This is a genomic window from Serratia sp. BNK-10, from assembly GCF_047456065.1.
Taxonomy (GTDB): domain Bacteria; phylum Pseudomonadota; class Gammaproteobacteria; order Enterobacterales; family Enterobacteriaceae; genus Serratia; species Serratia ureilytica.
Genome location: NZ_CP179894.1, coordinates 1,718,055 through 1,734,055 on the forward strand (window position 1 = coordinate 1,718,055; position 16,001 = coordinate 1,734,055).

A 16,001-nucleotide genomic window follows, 5' to 3' on the forward strand; every position below is an offset into this window, starting at 1 on the left:
AGAGTTAAAAATTATGTTGTTAGTCGATTCTCATTGCCACCTTGACGGCCTGGATTACCAAACGCTGCACCAGAATGTGGACGACGCGCTGGCCAAGGCCAAGGCGCGCGACGTCGGCTATGTGCTGGCGGTCGCCACCACGTTGCCGGGTTACCGTTCCATGACCGAACTGATCGGCGAGCGCAACGATGTGGCTTTCTCCTGCGGGGTGCATCCGCTTAATCTGGAAGAGGGCTATGATTACGCCGAGCTGCGTCGCCTGGCGGCGGCGGAGCAGGTGGTGGCGCTGGGAGAGACCGGGCTCGATTACTTCTACCAGAAAGACAACCTTGAGCTGCAGCAGGACTCTTTCCGCGAACATATCCGCATTGGCCGTGATCTGAACAAGCCGGTGATCGTCCATACCCGCGAGGCGCGCGCGGACACGCTGGCGATCCTGCGTGAAGAGAACGCGCAAGACTGCGGCGGCGTGCTGCACTGCTTCACCGAAGATCTGGCCACGGCCGAAGCCTTGCTGGATCTGGGCTTCTACATCTCCTTCTCCGGCATCGTCACCTTCCGCAATGCCGAACAGCTGCGCGAAGTGGCACGCTACGTGCCGCTGGATCGCATGCTGGTGGAAACCGACTCGCCTTATCTGGCGCCGGTGCCGCATCGCGGCAAAGAAAACCAACCCGCCTATGTGCGTGATGTGGCTGAATACATGGCGGTATTGAAGGGCGTCAGCCTGGAACAGCTGGCCGAAGCGACCACCGCCAACTTTTCACGCTTATTTCACCTCGAACTGTGATCTTTGACCTAGGCTATAGCGGTAGGTCATTGTCTGCGTAATTTTTTTTAAGCTCGTAATTAATCACTGAAACGGGTAAGGTTCGCTCCCGTTTCAGGGTGATTGGCGCGCGTTTTTTGCTCTGTTTTGCCCAAAAAACGCCGGTTTATGCAAAGTTGCCGCGGCTCGATCATCGAAACGTGATTGTCATCAAACATTGCGCAGGCTATTTATTTTACTCTGCGTAATAAATTCAAGGGGTGCTCAGACACCCTGAATTGCAGGGGTTTTTCTCCCCCCTTGCAGCGCGACCAATCGCGACAAGAAGTAGCAAAGCATTATTACTCAGGAGCACACTCAACTATGTTCAAGAACGCATTTGCAAACCTGCAAAAAGTAGGTAAATCGCTAATGCTGCCGGTGTCCGTGTTGCCTATCGCAGGTATCCTGCTGGGCGTCGGTTCCGCCAACTTTAGCTGGCTACCTGCGGTAGTCTCCCACGTGATGGCGGAAGCGGGCGGTTCGGTCTTCGCCAACATGCCGCTGATTTTCGCCATCGGCGTCGCCTTGGGCTTCACCAACAACGACGGCGTTTCCGCGCTGGCGGCGGTGGTGGCTTACGGCATCATGGTGAAAACCATGGCGGTGGTTGCGCCGCTGGTGCTGCACTTGCCGGCTGAAGAAATTGCGGCCAAACACCTGGCGGATACCGGTGTGCTCGGGGGGATTATCTCCGGCGCCATCGCGGCCTATATGTTTAACCGCTTCTTCCGCATTCAACTGCCGGAATACCTGGGCTTCTTTGCCGGTAAGCGTTTCGTGCCGATCATTTCCGGTCTGGCGGCGATCGTTCTGGGCGTAGTACTGTCCTTCATCTGGCCGCCGATCGGTACGGCTATCCAGACCTTCTCGCAGTGGGCGGCTTATCAGAACCCGGTCGTGGCCTTCGGCATTTACGGCGTGGTTGAGCGTGCACTGGTGCCGTTCGGTCTGCACCACATCTGGAACGTCCCGTTCCAAATGCAAATTGGTGAGTTCACCAACGCGGCGGGCCAGGTATTCCACGGTGATATCCCTCGCTATATGGCGGGCGACCCGACCGCGGGCAAACTGTCCGGCGGCTTCCTGTTCAAAATGTACGGTCTGCCTGCTGCGGCCATCGCCATCTGGCACTCGGCCAAGCCGGAAAACCGCGCGAAAGTCGGCGGCATCATGATCTCCGCCGCGCTGACCTCGTTCCTGACCGGTATCACCGAGCCGATCGAGTTCTCCTTCATGTTCGTCGCGCCGATCCTGTACGTGATCCACGCTATCCTGGCCGGCCTGGCGTTCCCAATCTGCATCCTGTTGGGCATGCGTGATGGCACCAGCTTCTCGCACGGCCTGATCGACTTTATCGTACTGAGCGGCAACAGCAGCAAAATCTGGCTGTTCCCAATCGTCGGCATCATCTACGGTCTGGTGTACTACACCATCTTCCGCGTGCTGATCGCCAAGCTGGATCTGAAAACGCCGGGCCGTGAAGACACCGCTGCCGAGCAGACTGCGCAGGGCGGTTCCGAAATGTCCGCAGCGCTGGTTCAGGCCTTCGGCGGTAAAGAAAACATCACAAACCTGGATGCTTGCATCACCCGTCTGCGCGTCAGCGTGGCCGACGTGTCCAAAGTCGACCAGGCGGGCCTGAAGAAACTGGGCGCAGCCGGCGTAGTCGTCGCTGGCTCCGGCGTGCAGGCCATCTTCGGCACCAAGTCCGACAACCTGAAAACCGATATGGACGAATACATCCGTAATCACTGATTCAGGCAGGGGAGTTATCAAGGGAGGCGAAAGCCTCCCTTATTATTTTTGTTACAAATTGATTTTTAAGTGAATTTTTATTTTGTTGCCCATTGTTTGACGTAACCTTGTTTGATGCGGACATTCCGCCATTGCTTGTCACTCTATAAAATCTCGGTAATTAGGCGACGCCCTCTAAAGATCCTTTCGTTGCAACTTTGCAAAACTTCAAGAACCAACCAAGCCAAGCGTAAACCCGCGCCGCTACTGGCTTCGTCGCATTTTATTTTCGTTACGCCTCTCTTATGCCTTGCCGCTTAGAACCTCACGGAAAGCAAAAAAGATCCTTTTTATTCATTGAGTTAAATTTTATCCGGCTGGCTTCTCGCACCTCTGCTTTTGCAACTCTTTGAAAATCATTGCAATGTGTGCAACTGCGATCTGCGCGCAAAGCCCCAAGCGTGGCGCGGGCTGGCAATGGCAATTGCGGAAAAGATCCCTTGCAAATATTTCTCAACACGAAACGGGCAGGAGGGTGCGGTGTAGTGCCGTTTCAGTGGCGCTGCGGCTGCGTGCCGTGGGTTTCCATGCGCTCTGCGTGGCTCCGTACTGCGTTCTCAGATCCAGCCGGCGGACGTGCAAAAGCATCAGCGCCCCGTGGTGGGGGGCTGGCTGCGTTTAAATGCGGGTCTGGTTTTGGCGCTGGCTGGGTTGCCGATGAGGTGACCGTATTTCCCTTTCAGGGCGGTGGCGGTCGAGGACGCTTGCGCTATCTCGCAGGCGTTGGTTGGGGCGTCGGTGTTACTATGGGGGACTCTGCGGTGCGCTGTGCCAGGGTGTCGATCAGGTCGAGGGTTTCCATCAACAACGTCAACAGGTTTGTGGTGCCGTCGCCGATCGTGGTTTTGCCGGCCTGCAGCTGCAGTGCTGTGGAAATGCTCTGACGCAAATCGGCGATGCGTTCGGTCAGCGCGCTGCCGATATCAACGCTTTTACTTTGGGCTATCTTCTCGTCGGCGGCCTTGGTTACTGTCTTCAAGTTTGCGCTGGTGCCGACGGTGTAGTCTCCGCGGGCAACATGCGCCACGGCACCGGCGGTGGTTCTCGCTGTTCTGCTGCTCAGTTTGCTGAGATCTGAAGATAAACAGGTCGCCCTCGACTTGTTGCAGGGCCAGCCATGATTAAAACATCTTGATATCCGTGACAATTATTTGTTATCTAGAAACTTGTACCAAAATGGAACAGCAATCCTTTCTTTAATGATTAAAATAGCATCATCTTCTATTTTCACTATTGCCACTCATGTGACTCATGTGACTCCTATTTTAAAGTGAAGCTATTCAACGACATGTGTTAATCTAGTTGATCCCAAAAACCTCTTCATAATAACTAATTAATGTTCTTTTTTCCGTTGGAGTTAAACGTTTATTGAACCTTACTGTTGTAGTTCCATCTGGTTCTGTTTTTCCTGCGGAAGATTTAAAACCTTTGCTTTGTATTAGCTGAATAAAAGCTGGGAAAATTGATGGCGATATAGTTGCCGGTATTATCATTATCCTGCTTGCATCATCAAAATGTGCACCATCCTTTGTGACAAAAAAACCTTTTATCAAAGCAGAGTTGTCATTTATTTCGGATTGTAACAAACGAAGGGATGTGTTAATATCCTCATCTAGTATACCAGAGTAACTCTGTATTTTTAATATCAAACTTGCTAATTCCTCCGCGCTACTCTGTACACTCAAAAGAGCATTTTGGATATTTGTTAGTTCAATGCTTTTTTGCTGCAGTATTTCCCGCAAATTTTCAAAGCTTTCTTTAGTGACATTGTTTTCTGATAAAAATAGTTCAACTTTGTGTCGTTCTCTATTGGCGCTATTTATTGAGTTGGATATTTCTTTTTCTTCAAGTCTCAGATTCTTTATGGTTTCATGTGCTGAGTTCATTTCGCTGTTCAATGCGTCTCTTTGCTTTATTAAATCATCTATTCTTGCATTTGTTGACGTAATCATGAGTCTTTTTTCTGCTAAAGACTGATTAGTGCTCTCTATATAGTTGGTTAGGTAGTTTTCGGAATTGTGATTTAATTTGTTGTCTATGTTTTTTGCAAAGGTTGTTAGAAGTGTTATTAATATCTTTAAGTAAGGAGTCCCTATTTGTATCAACAACCCTGCAACGATCGGCCATCCAAATCCAGGCAGCTTTTCAAAACCATTAATCACGCTGGATATTTTAACTTCAGTGGTTTTAGAACTGAATATCATGAAGTAAAACCATGACCAGTTATAAACTAGAAATGATAAGGCAATATAACCTAAAGGCCCAGCAGCTCTTTCTTTTACCACTTTCTCCAACTCTACTTTAATCTCATCTACGCCAGACATTATTACTCCTGATTTTAAATGCTTTTGATTATTTGTTGCTCATGTAAGTTTGATTGAGAGGTCAGACTTCAACTTTTTACATTATTACTTAACTTTCTTTTAGGTCAACTGCCAACATTGAAACAACGATTGTTAATTTTACATAAGGCAGCACGAAGATAACCTTTGTCAAGATAGTATTTGCCGGCTTCTACTTTTTAGTAGAAAAATTCTACTCATTAGCGCACTACGTTTTTGTTCATAGCTTAGTGGTGCTAGATGTATGGAGCCATAAGGATTGGCCCGCCCTGGGAGTTGACGTACTCCGCCCACTTCCCGCAGTCGGCGGCATCGTGCACGGCAGCAAATTCGATGCTGAGGTCGACGGCGGTTTCATGATCGGCCATGCGGCGCAACTCACGATAAACCGTTACCGGCGCGCCGCCGATAAACTAAAACTGACGAATACGCCAGCGGGCCGCCCAGACAGACACGGCCGGGGCGACTACCTTCAGCTCTTTGCCACTGTCATCGTCAAGCCCGCCGTCCAGCGCGTAACCGTCGACTCCGGGTCGATGGCTTCAGCGTGGAAACGGGCCTTTCTGGTGCGCTCGCTGTAAAGCTCGTCAGTGTCTTCCGCGCAGGCATAAGCGTGCAGGGTATCGCGCTCCTGGCCAACTAGTTCGTAGCTGGGCACGTGCGCGCTCCCACACATTACGCAGATAGTGCTGCGTTTCGTCCAGGCTTGCCCCACACCATTTCCGATTGCAGTGGCCATGTCTGTTGGTGGCATGGAAGCGGGAGGGGGCTGTTAGGGTGTAGAACTCCCCCACGAACCTCATCTTATTACCGATATCCTCAAAACCACGAATGCGGTTCATCAGCTCGCACCGGAATTTGGCCAGATTTTTCCTGCTTTCTCCCCTGATGGATATGAAAGTAGATCCAACAACCGAAAAGCCATAAAGCTGGCTAATTGTACGGAATATTATGTATTCTTGGGCGACAGGGGGATTTGTGTGGAAAAAAAACCTGGCTGGATACATAACAGTCAGCCTGCACAGCAATTATCAATTGAATAATTACATTAAGTGATAGTTAAAATGAAAAAAATCATATCTCTGGTCTTATTTGGTTCTTTTGTTGGCTTCTCACATGCAGGAACGAACATTTCGGAGCAACTGGTACAGTGCCAGAAAGTTACTGGTGACAGTGAACGCCTTCAGTGCTTTGATAAACTCGGAAAGTTAAAGGCTGAGGACAAAACAGAAAGCTCAGAACCTCAGTCTGCGGGTAAATGGGAGACAAGAAGCGAAAAATCGCCAATCGATGATTCAAGTAATGAGTTCGTCTATTTGTCCGCGGAAAATCAGATTCGAGGACAATTTGGTGGATCAATTACTCCTTTCTTGTTCATCACATGCCGAGAGAAAAAAACTGAGCTTTTTATCAATTGGGAGACATTCCTGGGGATTGATGGTACGCGTGTTCTTACTCGTATTGATTCCCAAAAAGCAGTCAATCGTACCTGGCAGATCTCCACTGACAATAAGGCCACCTTCTATAGCGGACAGACAATCTCTTTCATCAAAGAACTGATGAAAAGTAAAAAAATGTTTGTGCAAATAACACCTTATGGAGAAAACCCTGCACAGACTACTTTTGATTTGTCTGGTTTGTCGACAGCTATCAAGCCGTTACGTGAAGCCTGTAAGTGGTAAGGGCAACGAATGAGTATTAAATCTCTTGGCGCTGATGGCTACATGGTAGATGTGCGCCCTCAAGGAAGAGAAGGGAAGCGTGTTCGCAAAAAGTTTGAGACGAAATCTGAAGCGCAGCAGTACGAGCGTTGGATTATCGCGACGCAGAACAACAAAGAGTGGCTTATCGACCATTAACCGACCTGATCGACCTGTGGTGGAGCCATCATGGCCAGCACCTGAAAGACGGAATGAAGAGGGCGCAGAAATTGCGTGTCATTGCGGAGAAAATGGGGCAACCCAAAGCGAGCCAGATCACCCGTACTTTCTTCGCCGACTACCGGGCGCTGCGATTTGCTGAAGGCAAGAAAGCCAAGACGGTCAACCTTGACCAGGAAATGCTGGGTGGCGTGTTCTCCGTCCTCATCGAACTGGGGCATTACCACGGCGAGCACCCGCTCAAGGCCATGAAGAAAATGAAGCTGCCGGCTCAGGAAATGGGCTTTCTTACCCAGGCCGAGATCGCCGCGTTGCAAGAGCGGCTCGACGGCGATCACCTGAAAGCTGTCCGTCTTTGCCTGGCGACGGGCGCCCGCTGGGGTGAAGTGGCGAAGCTGCGAAAGGAAGAGGTGATCGGTAACAAGGTTACTTACCTGAACACCAAAAACAACAAGAACCGGACGGTGCCGATCTCGCCCGAACTCTGCAAAGAGATCACCAACGGCGTGAAGTCGGGGCCGCTGTTCAATGATCTGAATTATCCCTATGTCCGGCTGTGCGTGAAGGAAGTCGCGCCCGGCCTGCCGGCGGGGCAAGCGGTGCATGTGCTGCGGCATACGTTCGCCAGCCATTTCATGATGAACGGGGGAAACATTCTGGCGCTGCAGCGAATTTTAGGACACTCAAGCATCTTACAAACAATGGTTTATGCGCATTTTGCGCCGGACTATTTAGAGGATGCAGTACGTTTTAATCCGCTAGTTTTAAATAAATATTGATTAATATTAAGGGGTTTTCCAAAAAATAAAGTATAAGATACTGCATTAGGTTTTATTTGTTGTTTTTTCATGTGAAATTTATTTCATTAAATATACGAAGGTAATTATGTTACATCATCTTAATTGCAATATTATTGATTTCTCTGGGAATTATGCAGGGTTGAATAGTTCATCTGGAGTGGGTATTACCGAGGAAGAGCTATTATGGGCGATGATAACTGTAGGGAAACGCTACCAACGTCAAGTGCTTATAAATGAAAATTTTTCCATTCTTGAAATTATAAATCGCATCAGTCTAATTGGTTCCATTCTTGACTTAAGTAACAGTGAAATATATAAATCTGTGATTTATAAAAACTCTGATCCTACAGAAAAAACATTTATGTCTTTCATGTTAGGAATGGCCGTTTCTAAACTACTTTCTCAGAAGTTACTTAATGTTCCTTGGTTAGCACATTTGCATATGTTGAAAACACCTATGTCATATTCAAGGAATACAAAATCACGCCCGGATTTGATTGGGCGGAATTCTAAAGGTGATTATATTATTGTGGAAGCAAAAGGTACCTCTGGGAGATATAATGATGCAACACAAAACAAAGCGTTAGATCAACTCAATGTTATTAAGACGGTTAATCGCACCACTCCAATATTATATATCGCCTCTCAATTATATTTTGATACATCGATGAGTGTTAAATTTCAAGACCCAGAGCCGGAGCAGGATGGTTTAGATATCGAATTTTCAGATGCTGAGTTTTTTAATGCATACTATTATCATTTGAGAGCTTTGGCCAATCCTGAATTTATTGATTATATTTCAAGTCATTACGGTGTTTCTGTTAAACTAACTGACCGATTGCAATCAGCCATGAAAAGCGATGATCTTAGTAACTTTTCTAAAATATTCTTAGATAGTAAGGGGCACAGCGAAAGTTATATCGACAGTGAAGGTTTTCATATATTTGGTGATGGATTAAAAATCAAAATAGTTAATAGGAATAAATTTTTAAACTATTAATGATGCTATCAATTGATGGTATTGCATAAAATATAATCTTAAAACTCTGCAAATGAGAATTTTATCTGGTATCGGCATATGGGAACTGTGTCCACATTCTGCCCAAAACACCCACGCCCTACCCATTTTAAGCACGCAGTTACTGGCATCTAACTCACTGATAATCCTGTAACTGCTTGTTTTTCTTACCCTCGAAATGGCGGCGAAAGCCTCCCTTTTTTATTGCCTGTCGTCAGGCGCTAAGGCGCTGATTTAGTTCGGCGAGAGAAGGAAGGAACCAGACCTGTTCGCCGCGATTGGCTTCGCGCACGAAATCTTGCAGCGCGTTGCTTTTCGCCAGCCAGGGGGTGATATCGCCTAGCAGCGCCACGCGCAGGCGGTAGTTGATGAATTTCTGCAATACGGCGCCGGCAATGCCGCTTCTGAGCTGGAAAAAGGTGGCGTCCAGGCGGTTGACGGGGAGGGCAATCATCCCGGCCTCGTGTTCAAAGGCGGGAGCGATAAACAGGCTGACGTCGTTTTCGTCTTTCAACATCGGCCCGGCTTCGGCGAAAACCACCAGGCGCAGATCGTAGACTTGCTGCACGGCGTAGCTCATTGGTGCTCCGGAAGTCAGGGTTTGGCATGTTTTTGCAGGTAATGCTCGAACACCGCCAGCGTTTCGTCCGAGATATGGTGTTCAATCCCTTCGCTGTCCAGCTCGGCGGTTTCGCTCGGCACCCCGAGGCACATCAGCAGATCGACCACGATGCGGTGACGGCGGCGCACCTTCTGCGCCAGCTGCTCGCCTTCCTCGGTTAAAAACACCCCGCGATAAGGGCGCGACTCCACCAGCCCGGCGCTTTTGAGCCGCGCGATATTTTTGATCGCCGTCGGGTGAGAGACGCCGAAGCGGCGCGCGATATCGGTGGTTCTGGCTTCGCGGGTGCTTTGCAGCAAATCGGCGATCAGCTCAACGTAATCTTCGATCAGCGCATTGGACTGCGCTTCGCGGGCGCGGCTAAAACGCAGGGCGTGCTCGGCCTCGTCCGGCATGTCGGTCTGGGCGTGGCGGTCGGCGTTATCTGGCGCGCGGGTAACCATAGTGTGGGGCGTCCTGTAAGCATAAAAATGGCGTCTCCCGGCAATGCGGGGAGGGTTGCCCTAAGTTAGTCCAAATAGCACACATTATCAATTCGATGCCATGCATTGTGGTAGTTAGAAATATCTCTACACAAAGCCCATTAATTTCGCCTGTTGCATAAAGTGTAGCCGATGCTACATTGTCAGCATGATAGGTGGAAAAATAACCAGTAAAAGATTGAGGGTACTTCATGCGTGATGCGGCAACCACTCCATCGTTAACCGAACGGACCAACATTGCGATTGGCGCCGCTCTTGCCGGACGCAAGCGCGGCGCCTTTACGCCGTTGCTGTTCGCCGGCCCTGCGGTGATTGCCTCTATTGCCTATATGGATCCCGGCAACTTCGCCACCAACATTCAGGCCGGGGCGAAATACGGCTACAGCCTGCTGTGGGTGGTGGTGATGGCCAACCTGATCGCCATGCTGTTCCAGGCGCTGTCGGCCAAGCTGGGCATCGTCACCAACCGCAATCTGGCGGAGATGTGCCGCGACCAGTTTTCACGGCCGGTAGTGATCGGCATGTGGCTGCTTAGCGAAGTGGCGGCGATGGCCACCGATCTGGCAGAGTTTCTCGGCGGGGCGATCGCGCTGGCGCTGCTGTTCCATATGCCGCTGTTGGCGGGGATGGGAGTGACGGCGGTGATCACCTATGCACTGTTGATGGTGGAAAAAAAAGGTTTCCGCCCGGTCGAGCTGATGATCGGCGGCCTGGTGGGGATCATCGCGCTGTGTTACCTGGTCGAGATGTTCATCGTACCGGTGGATTGGCAGGCGGCCGGGATCGGCATGGTGACGCCGCAGCTGCCGGACGCGCAGGCGTTGACCATCGCCGTCGGCATTATCGGCGCCACCGTGATGCCGCACGCCATTTTCCTGCATTCGGGGCTGACCCAGCACCGCAGCCCGGCCAGCGATAACGGCGAACGGCGCAAGCTGCTGCGTTTCTCCAATATTGAGGTGGTGATCGCGCTGGCGCTCGCCGGGTTGGTGAATATTGCGATGGTGATCATGGCCTCGAGCGCCTTCCACGCCGGTAACAGCGACGTGGCCGAAATTGGCACCGCCTACCATACGCTGACGCCGCTGTTCGGTGCGGCGGCCGCCGGCATCTTCCTGGCTTCGCTGATCGCCTCCGGTATTTCCAGCTCGGTGGTGGGCACCATGGCCGGGCAAATGATCATGCAGGGCTTCGTCGGTTTCCGTATCCCGGTGTGGGTGCGCCGTCTGGTCACCATGGTGCCGGCGTTCATCGTGGTGGCGATGGGCGTCAACGCCACCGACGCGCTGGTCTACAGCCAGGTGGTGTTGAGTCTGGCGCTGCCGGCGCCGATGATTGCGCTGGTAATGTTCACCCGTCGCCGCGACATCATGGGCGAGTTCGCCAACGGTCGCTGGACCAGCCTGGCTGCGGTGGTCGGCACGGTAGTGATTGTGCTGCTCAACGTGGTGTTGCTGCTGCAGACTTTCGGCGTCGATATCCCCGGGTTGGGATGAGCTACGCGATCAGTGCCCGGCGGATTTACCGGCGAACAGTTCGCTGATGAAGTCGACGAAAACCCGAATTTTATGGCTGCGATCCCGCAGGCGCGGATAGAGAATATTGATTGGCGCCCCAAGGGGCGCCCACTCCTGCAGTATCGGTTCCAGTTCGCCCGCCTTCAGATAGTTTTCCAGCGTGCAGTCCAGCAAGTAAACCAGGCCGAGATGGTTCCTGGCCACCTCACACAGCGATTGTGAATGGTTGAAGCTCAACAGCGGGCTGGGCGCCAGACGGTAGCGCTCGTCATCACGAATGAACTGCCAGTCGTCCGCCGCCGCCGCGCCTGAACGGATAAATCCCAGCCGCTGATGGCGTTGCAACTGCTCCGGGTGTTCCGGCCGGCCGTGGCGCGCAAAATAATCGGGAGACGCACAGCACAGATAACGGGGTTGCAGCAATGGGCGGCTGACCATCTCGGGGATGTTGCCGGCGCCGATGCGAATAAACACGTCGGCGCGATCTTCCGCCGGATTGACCAAGCGATCGCTGACCGACACGCTGAGCTGCAACTCTGGGTATTGCGCCAAAAAAGCCGGGAGCGCCGGGGCGATATGCATGCTGCTGAGCATCGAGGCTATCTCGACCCGCAGCGGTCCTCGTGGTTGTTCAAAATCGCACGACATGTCGTTTTTCAGCCGGTCAAACTGCTGCAGAATTTCTTGCGCGGTGTGATAGCAACGCTCCCCGGCGCTGGTCAGCGAGAAGCGCCGGGTTGAACGCTTGAACAGGCGTTGCCCGAACTGTTTTTCAAGCTGATTGATGCTGTATGTGACGCTGGCCGGGGAGAGCCCCATTTTGGTTGCCGCCTGGCTGAACCCCTCCATTTCCACCACCTGGCAGAATACGCGCAGCGCGTGCAGTTCATTCATGTTAACGGCTTCCATTATTTAAATTATTAAAAGAGTATTTTTAAATATGCCGGCTGTCAATTTAACGCGGCATTGGATAATTTATTTCCAGCGTTTTTATTTATCTGAAATCGCATCCTGTATTGCCATAATGAAATAACGCCTGAGAGGATATTTATATGAAAAAATTAACTGCCGTATTGTTATTGGCGGGCGTGGGCTTGTGTGGCCAAAGTTATGCCGCAAGCAGCGAGGCCGCATCGCAAAGTTACAGGGTTTCCGCTGAGGCGGGCGTCGCGGCCGAGCAGAAGGCGGTGTATAACCTGATAAACCGCTACCAGACAGCGCTTAACGCCGGCGATACGCAAACAATTTTGTCACTTTTTGCCCCGGAAAGTTACTCGCAATGGAACGAAAAACCGACGGCGGACAGCAATGAAAAACGCCGACAACAATATGACAATTTATTTAAAAACGAGAAATTTGAAACCGAGTTTGCTTATGACAGCATCAGTGTGAACGGGAATATGGCCTATGTGCGCACGCACCATCATCGCGGCGCGACGGTAACCCGAATAAGCGACGGAGCCACCTTGATCGATTTAAACCGTGAAGTATTTGTATTGGAGAAACAGCAGGGCCAGTGGAAGATCGTGGTCTACACCTTTAATACCAACCCGATTCAAGGGGTGAGTTGAGTGACACTGACAAAGGCCGCGCAAGCGGCCTTATTGTGTCGCGCGACGGCTAAAGATTCCCCACGCCACCGTCCATCTGCAGCTCGGCGCCGACCATAAAGGCCGACTCATCCGCCGCCAGAAACACCGCCGCTTTGGCCAGCTCCAACGCGCTGCCCATGCGGCCGATCGGCACCAGCGCGCGGATATCGTCGCGCAAGGCCCGCTCATCCGCTTCCGCCAGCCCCAGTTTTCCCAGCGCCGGGGTTTCGGTCGGGCCGGGGCTGAGGCCGTTGACGCGAATGCCGCGCGCGTGCAGCTCGCCGGAGAGCGTTCTGGCCAAAGACAACAAACTGGCTTTGCTGGCGGCGTAGGCGCTGCTCTGCGGCAGGCCGATATGGGCGCTGACCGAACCGCACAGGATCACCGAAGAAGGGTTGGCCAGCAGCGGCAGCAGCGCCTGGATCAAAAAGAACGGTCCCTTCAGGTTGATGTCCATCAGCCGCTGGTAGCTCTGCTCATCCCATTCCTGCAGCGGGCGATGCGTGACGTCGCCGGCGTTAACGTACAGCACGTCCAGCCGCGGCCACCGTTGCTCCAACTGCTGCGCCAGCGCGCGCTGCTGTGGGATATCGCCGGCGTCGCTCAGCAGCAGCAGCGCGTTGCCCGCCAATGCCTGGCCCGCCGCGTCCAGGGCGCGTTGGCTGCGGCCGGTGATCGCCACCGTTGCGCCCTCGGCGATGAACTGGCGGGCGGTTTCCAGCCCGATGCCGCTGGTGCCGCCGGTAATCAATGCGTATTTGCCTTGCAGTCGTGACATAACCGATTCCTCTTTAGCGTCTGTTGCGGCATTATTTGCGCTATAGTTCCTTTTGCATAGTAGGCACCTTTTGGATACTAAAGGACGAGGAGGGATGAAATGACGACGCAAGCGCCCTTAACGGCGGAAAATAATTTGTCGGCACTGCCGACGGCGGGCGAACCCTGCCCGATGGTGGACTTCGTCAATCTGGTGTCGGGCAAATGGGCGATACCCATCCTGTACCGGCTGATCATAATCGATGGCCCGGTGCGATTCAGCGAGCTGCAGCGGGCGGTGGCGCCCATCGCGCAAAAAGAGCTGACGCGCCAGCTGCGGCTGTTCGAACAACGCGGTCTGGTGACGCGGCAGGTGTATCCCGAAGTGCCGCCGCGGGTGGAGTATCAGGTCACCGCGCTGGGCAAATCGCTGCGGCCGACGCTGGACTCGCTGGCCGAGTGGATGCGTCGGCATGCCCCGCAGCTGATCGGCGGCTAGTCGCCGATGCCCGGCGGGTTGATGGTTGAACGCTCGACCTTTTCGTCGCCTTCGCCCCAGCGTTCCAGCACCTGCGCGTATTCGCCGCTGACGATCGCGCCATTGATCGCGGCGTTGACGGCGTTCACCAATCCGTTGCCTTTTTTGGTGGTGACCGCGACGTAGGCCACGTTGGGGCCGATGCCGACCATTTTGGTTTTGCCGGTCAGCGCCGCCTTGTAGGCGCCGGTGGAGTGGGGGCCGAAGAACGCATCGGCGCGCCCGGACTGAATGCTGAGGTTGGTGGCGGCGTCGTCGGTCACGTAGATCGGCTGTACCGGCGGCAGCCCGGCGGCGCGATTCTGCTTATCCCATCCCAGCAGAATGTTTTCCTGATTGGTGCCGGATCCGACGATGATCCGCAGCCCGGCCACGTCCTGCGGGCGGTTGATCGAGGTGATGTGGCTGGTGGATTTGACGTAAAAGCCCAGCGTGTCCACCCGGTAGGTGGCGAAATCGAATTTGGTTTTACGCTGTTTGGTGACGGCGATGTTGAAGATCGCCGCATCGTATTTGCCCGCGCTGATGCCCAGCGGCCAATCTTCCCAGGAGGTGGGCACCAGATTCAGCTCCAGCCCGAGGCTGTCGGCCACCAGGCGGGCGATGTCCGGATCGCTGCCGATCAGCGTTTTATTGTCTTCGGCGAACAGCGCCAGCGGCGGAGAGTTCTCGAATGCTACCGCCACCGTCAGCTTGCCGGGCACCGCGAAGTGAAAGTTCGCCGGGATCAGCGCGATAGCCGCCGGGTTTTTCTCCGCGCGTATCGGCTCTCGGTTAGCCTGCAGGTCGATACCGCCCGTCGTGGCCGCCTGCACGGCAGCGCTCAGCAACAGCGCGCACAGCGCCGCAATCTTCAGTGGCATAGTACCCTCTATCCTTTGTTAATCATGGGGTTACTATTGGCGGCGGCGCGGGGCAAGTAAAGCAACAATAGTGAATAACCAAAGTGAAAAGATGCACAAGCGGGGCGACGGCCTGCGCGAATCTGCAGCACTCGACGTGGAAAGTGCGCAATCAGGTTGAAAGCAGTAGAATTTGTCACTCATACTGCGTACAGCTAATTGTGTAAAACAAGGAACGCCAGATGGCCGAAGAAACGATTTTCAGTAAAATTATCCGCCGCGAAATCCCTGCTGATGTGGTTTACCAGGATGAACTGGTCACCGCTTTCCGTGACATCTCCCCCCAGGCGCCCACCCATGTGCTGATCGTTCCCAACGTGCTGATCCCAACCGTCAACGACGTGACCGTGGAGCATGAGGCCGCATTGGGCCGGATGATCACCGCCGCGGCAAAAATCGCCGAACAGGAAGGCATCGCCGAAGACGGCTACCGCCTGATCGTCAACTGCAACCGCCACGCCGGTCAGGAGGTCTATCATATTCATATGCACCTGGTCGGTGGCCGCTCGCTGGGGCCGCTGCTGTCACGTTAAGCGAGGAAATCATGCGCGGTAAAAAAACTCTGCGTTGTCTGATGGCGTTGGCGCTGCCCGCCGCGTTGCTGATGGGGTGCAGTTCGCCATCCGGCATTGCGGTTAACCGGGGGCAAACGGTGGTGATGGATCCTTCGGTGCTGACCGCCGGCATTTTTGCCGATACGCCCTCTGTCTCGAACGCTTCCGGGCGGGTGATGGCGACTTCGGTGCTCAATAACAGCCAACCGACGCCGGTCACCGTGCATTATCGTTTCTATTGGTACGACGCGCAGGGGCTGGATATTCGCCCCTTCGAGAAACCGCGTGAGATCGTCGTGGCGCCTAACTCGGACGCCAAAATCTACTCGATTAACGGTAATCTGGAAGCTAAAAGCGCGCGTCTGTATCTGTACCTGTAAGCGCTTGCCAGGT

General features: G+C 53.1%; 16 protein-coding genes and 2 pseudogenes. 10 read left to right on the forward strand and 8 right to left on the reverse strand.

Annotated elements, in window-relative coordinates; all coding sequences use genetic code 11:
- The first annotated feature begins 13 nt into the window (after window positions 1-13).
- Both ACMGG9_RS08340 and ptsG read left to right on the forward strand, forming a co-directional pair.
- Complete coding sequence (locus tag ACMGG9_RS08340; RefSeq protein WP_042784208.1) at window positions 14-790, forward strand: metal-dependent hydrolase; 777 nt, start codon at window positions 14-16, stop codon at window positions 788-790.
- A gap of 342 nt (window positions 791-1,132) precedes the next feature.
- The gene (gene ptsG, locus ACMGG9_RS08345) at window positions 1,133-2,566 is read left to right on the forward strand and encodes a PTS glucose transporter subunit IIBC (RefSeq protein ID WP_019455831.1); all 1,434 of its coding nucleotides are present in this window, start codon (window positions 1,133-1,135) and stop codon (window positions 2,564-2,566) included.
- A gap of 748 nt (window positions 2,567-3,314) precedes the next feature.
- On the opposite strand, the gene ACMGG9_RS08350 is transcribed toward ptsG, so the two are convergent.
- From ACMGG9_RS08350 to ACMGG9_RS08360, 3 genes and pseudogenes are all read right to left on the reverse strand, one after another.
- On the reverse strand, window positions 3,315-3,584 hold the full coding sequence (locus tag ACMGG9_RS08350) for a hypothetical protein (RefSeq protein WP_262825648.1): 270 nt from the start codon (window positions 3,582-3,584) through the stop codon (window positions 3,315-3,317).
- A gap of 319 nt (window positions 3,585-3,903) precedes the next feature.
- The gene (locus tag ACMGG9_RS08355; RefSeq protein ID WP_262825647.1) at window positions 3,904-4,929 is read right to left on the reverse strand and encodes a hypothetical protein; all 1,026 of its coding nucleotides are present in this window, start codon (window positions 4,927-4,929) and stop codon (window positions 3,904-3,906) included.
- A gap of 272 nt (window positions 4,930-5,201) precedes the next feature.
- Window positions 5,202-5,816: pseudogene (locus ACMGG9_RS08360) on the reverse strand (replication endonuclease); the annotation flags it as partial.
- 195 nt (window positions 5,817-6,011) lie between these two features.
- On the opposite strand from ACMGG9_RS08360, the gene ACMGG9_RS08365 reads away from it, so the two are divergent.
- The 3 genes and pseudogenes from ACMGG9_RS08365 to ACMGG9_RS08375 all read left to right on the forward strand — a co-directional run bounded on the left by ACMGG9_RS08365 (window position 6,012) and on the right by ACMGG9_RS08375 (window position 8,627).
- Window positions 6,012-6,629: a type VI secretion system-associated protein TagO gene (locus tag ACMGG9_RS08365; RefSeq protein WP_414162066.1), complete on the forward strand. Its 618-nt coding sequence runs from the start codon at window positions 6,012-6,014 to the stop codon at window positions 6,627-6,629.
- A 9-nt stretch (window positions 6,630-6,638) separates the two neighbouring features.
- Window positions 6,639-7,606 (forward strand): annotated as a pseudogene (locus ACMGG9_RS08370) (tyrosine-type recombinase/integrase).
- Between the two features lie 106 nt (window positions 7,607-7,712).
- A complete protein-coding gene (locus ACMGG9_RS08375) occupies window positions 7,713-8,627 on the forward strand; it encodes a hypothetical protein (RefSeq protein WP_414162067.1) in 915 nt (304 codons plus the stop codon).
- 232 nt (window positions 8,628-8,859) lie between these two features.
- On the opposite strand, the gene ACMGG9_RS08380 is transcribed toward ACMGG9_RS08375, so the two are convergent.
- Window positions 8,860-9,225 carry a DUF4180 domain-containing protein gene (locus tag ACMGG9_RS08380; protein ID WP_414162068.1) on the reverse strand — a complete coding sequence of 122 codons (366 nt, stop codon included), beginning with the start codon at window positions 9,223-9,225 and terminating at the stop codon, window positions 8,860-8,862.
- A gap of 14 nt (window positions 9,226-9,239) precedes the next feature.
- Complete coding sequence (mntR, locus tag ACMGG9_RS08385; RefSeq protein ID WP_016928182.1) at window positions 9,240-9,710, reverse strand: manganese-binding transcriptional regulator MntR; 471 nt, start codon at window positions 9,708-9,710, stop codon at window positions 9,240-9,242.
- Window positions 9,711-9,940: 230 nt separating this feature from the next.
- Here mntR and ACMGG9_RS08390 point away from each other — a divergent pair, with 230 nt between their 5' ends.
- Window positions 9,941-11,245: an Nramp family divalent metal transporter gene (locus ACMGG9_RS08390; protein WP_019455828.1), complete on the forward strand. Its 1,305-nt coding sequence runs from the start codon at window positions 9,941-9,943 to the stop codon at window positions 11,243-11,245.
- A 9-nt stretch (window positions 11,246-11,254) separates the two neighbouring features.
- On the opposite strand, the gene ACMGG9_RS08395 is transcribed toward ACMGG9_RS08390, so the two are convergent.
- Window positions 11,255-12,160, reverse strand: coding sequence for a LysR family transcriptional regulator (locus ACMGG9_RS08395; RefSeq protein ID WP_142002294.1), 906 nt, complete (start codon window positions 12,158-12,160; stop codon window positions 11,255-11,257).
- A gap of 158 nt (window positions 12,161-12,318) precedes the next feature.
- Between ACMGG9_RS08395 and ACMGG9_RS08400 the strand changes: the two genes are divergently transcribed.
- Complete coding sequence (locus tag ACMGG9_RS08400) at window positions 12,319-12,837, forward strand: YybH family protein (RefSeq protein ID WP_142075329.1); 519 nt, start codon at window positions 12,319-12,321, stop codon at window positions 12,835-12,837.
- A gap of 49 nt (window positions 12,838-12,886) precedes the next feature.
- Here ACMGG9_RS08400 and ACMGG9_RS08405 read toward each other — a convergent pair whose 3' ends face one another.
- The gene (locus ACMGG9_RS08405; RefSeq protein ID WP_414162069.1) at window positions 12,887-13,636 is read right to left on the reverse strand and encodes an SDR family oxidoreductase; all 750 of its coding nucleotides are present in this window, start codon (window positions 13,634-13,636) and stop codon (window positions 12,887-12,889) included.
- A 99-nt stretch (window positions 13,637-13,735) separates the two neighbouring features.
- Here ACMGG9_RS08405 and ACMGG9_RS08410 point away from each other — a divergent pair, with 99 nt between their 5' ends.
- Window positions 13,736-14,113: a winged helix-turn-helix transcriptional regulator gene (locus ACMGG9_RS08410; RefSeq protein ID WP_080273385.1), complete on the forward strand. Its 378-nt coding sequence runs from the start codon at window positions 13,736-13,738 to the stop codon at window positions 14,111-14,113.
- Here ACMGG9_RS08410 and ACMGG9_RS08415 read toward each other — a convergent pair.
- Window positions 14,110-15,015, reverse strand: a complete 906-nt coding sequence (locus tag ACMGG9_RS08415; RefSeq protein WP_060659655.1) for a transporter substrate-binding domain-containing protein — start codon at window positions 15,013-15,015, stop codon at window positions 14,110-14,112. The two genes, ACMGG9_RS08410 and ACMGG9_RS08415, sit on opposite strands and share 4 nt — an antisense overlap.
- A 221-nt stretch (window positions 15,016-15,236) precedes the next feature.
- Between ACMGG9_RS08415 and hinT the strand changes: the two genes are divergently transcribed.
- Both hinT and ACMGG9_RS08425 read left to right on the forward strand, forming a co-directional pair.
- Window positions 15,237-15,587, forward strand: coding sequence for a purine nucleoside phosphoramidase (gene hinT / locus ACMGG9_RS08420; protein ID WP_004928776.1), 351 nt, complete (start codon window positions 15,237-15,239; stop codon window positions 15,585-15,587).
- Between the two features lie 11 nt (window positions 15,588-15,598).
- Complete coding sequence (locus ACMGG9_RS08425; RefSeq protein WP_025302428.1) at window positions 15,599-15,988, forward strand: YcfL family protein; 390 nt, start codon at window positions 15,599-15,601, stop codon at window positions 15,986-15,988.
- Window positions 15,989-16,001: the final 13 nt, after the last annotated feature.

Excerpts from the sequence above, each read along its gene's own strand:
- ACMGG9_RS08340 (WP_042784208.1), top strand. The coding sequence starts at position 14 with ATGTTGTTAGTCGATTCTCATTGCCACCTTGACGGCCTGGATTACCAA.
- ptsG (WP_019455831.1), top strand. The coding sequence starts at position 1,133 with ATGTTCAAGAACGCATTTGCAAACCTGCAAAAAGTAGGTAAATCGCTA.
- ACMGG9_RS08355 (WP_262825647.1), bottom strand. The coding sequence starts at position 4,929 with ATGTCTGGCGTAGATGAGATTAAAGTAGAGTTGGAGAAAGTGGTAAAA.
- ACMGG9_RS08365 (WP_414162066.1), top strand. The coding sequence starts at position 6,012 with ATGAAAAAAATCATATCTCTGGTCTTATTTGGTTCTTTTGTTGGCTTC.
- ACMGG9_RS08375 (WP_414162067.1), top strand. The coding sequence starts at position 7,713 with ATGTTACATCATCTTAATTGCAATATTATTGATTTCTCTGGGAATTAT.
- ACMGG9_RS08380 (WP_414162068.1), bottom strand. The coding sequence starts at position 9,225 with ATGAGCTACGCCGTGCAGCAAGTCTACGATCTGCGCCTGGTGGTTTTC.
- mntR (WP_016928182.1), bottom strand. The coding sequence starts at position 9,710 with ATGGTTACCCGCGCGCCAGATAACGCCGACCGCCACGCCCAGACCGAC.
- ACMGG9_RS08390 (WP_019455828.1), top strand. The coding sequence starts at position 9,941 with ATGCGTGATGCGGCAACCACTCCATCGTTAACCGAACGGACCAACATT.
- ACMGG9_RS08395 (WP_142002294.1), bottom strand. The coding sequence starts at position 12,160 with ATGAATGAACTGCACGCGCTGCGCGTATTCTGCCAGGTGGTGGAAATG.
- ACMGG9_RS08400 (WP_142075329.1), top strand. The coding sequence starts at position 12,319 with ATGAAAAAATTAACTGCCGTATTGTTATTGGCGGGCGTGGGCTTGTGT.
- ACMGG9_RS08405 (WP_414162069.1), bottom strand. The coding sequence starts at position 13,636 with ATGTCACGACTGCAAGGCAAATACGCATTGATTACCGGCGGCACCAGC.
- ACMGG9_RS08410 (WP_080273385.1), top strand. The coding sequence starts at position 13,736 with ATGACGACGCAAGCGCCCTTAACGGCGGAAAATAATTTGTCGGCACTG.
- ACMGG9_RS08415 (WP_060659655.1), bottom strand. The coding sequence starts at position 15,015 with ATGCCACTGAAGATTGCGGCGCTGTGCGCGCTGTTGCTGAGCGCTGCC.
- hinT (WP_004928776.1), top strand. The coding sequence starts at position 15,237 with ATGGCCGAAGAAACGATTTTCAGTAAAATTATCCGCCGCGAAATCCCT.
- ACMGG9_RS08425 (WP_025302428.1), top strand. The coding sequence starts at position 15,599 with ATGCGCGGTAAAAAAACTCTGCGTTGTCTGATGGCGTTGGCGCTGCCC.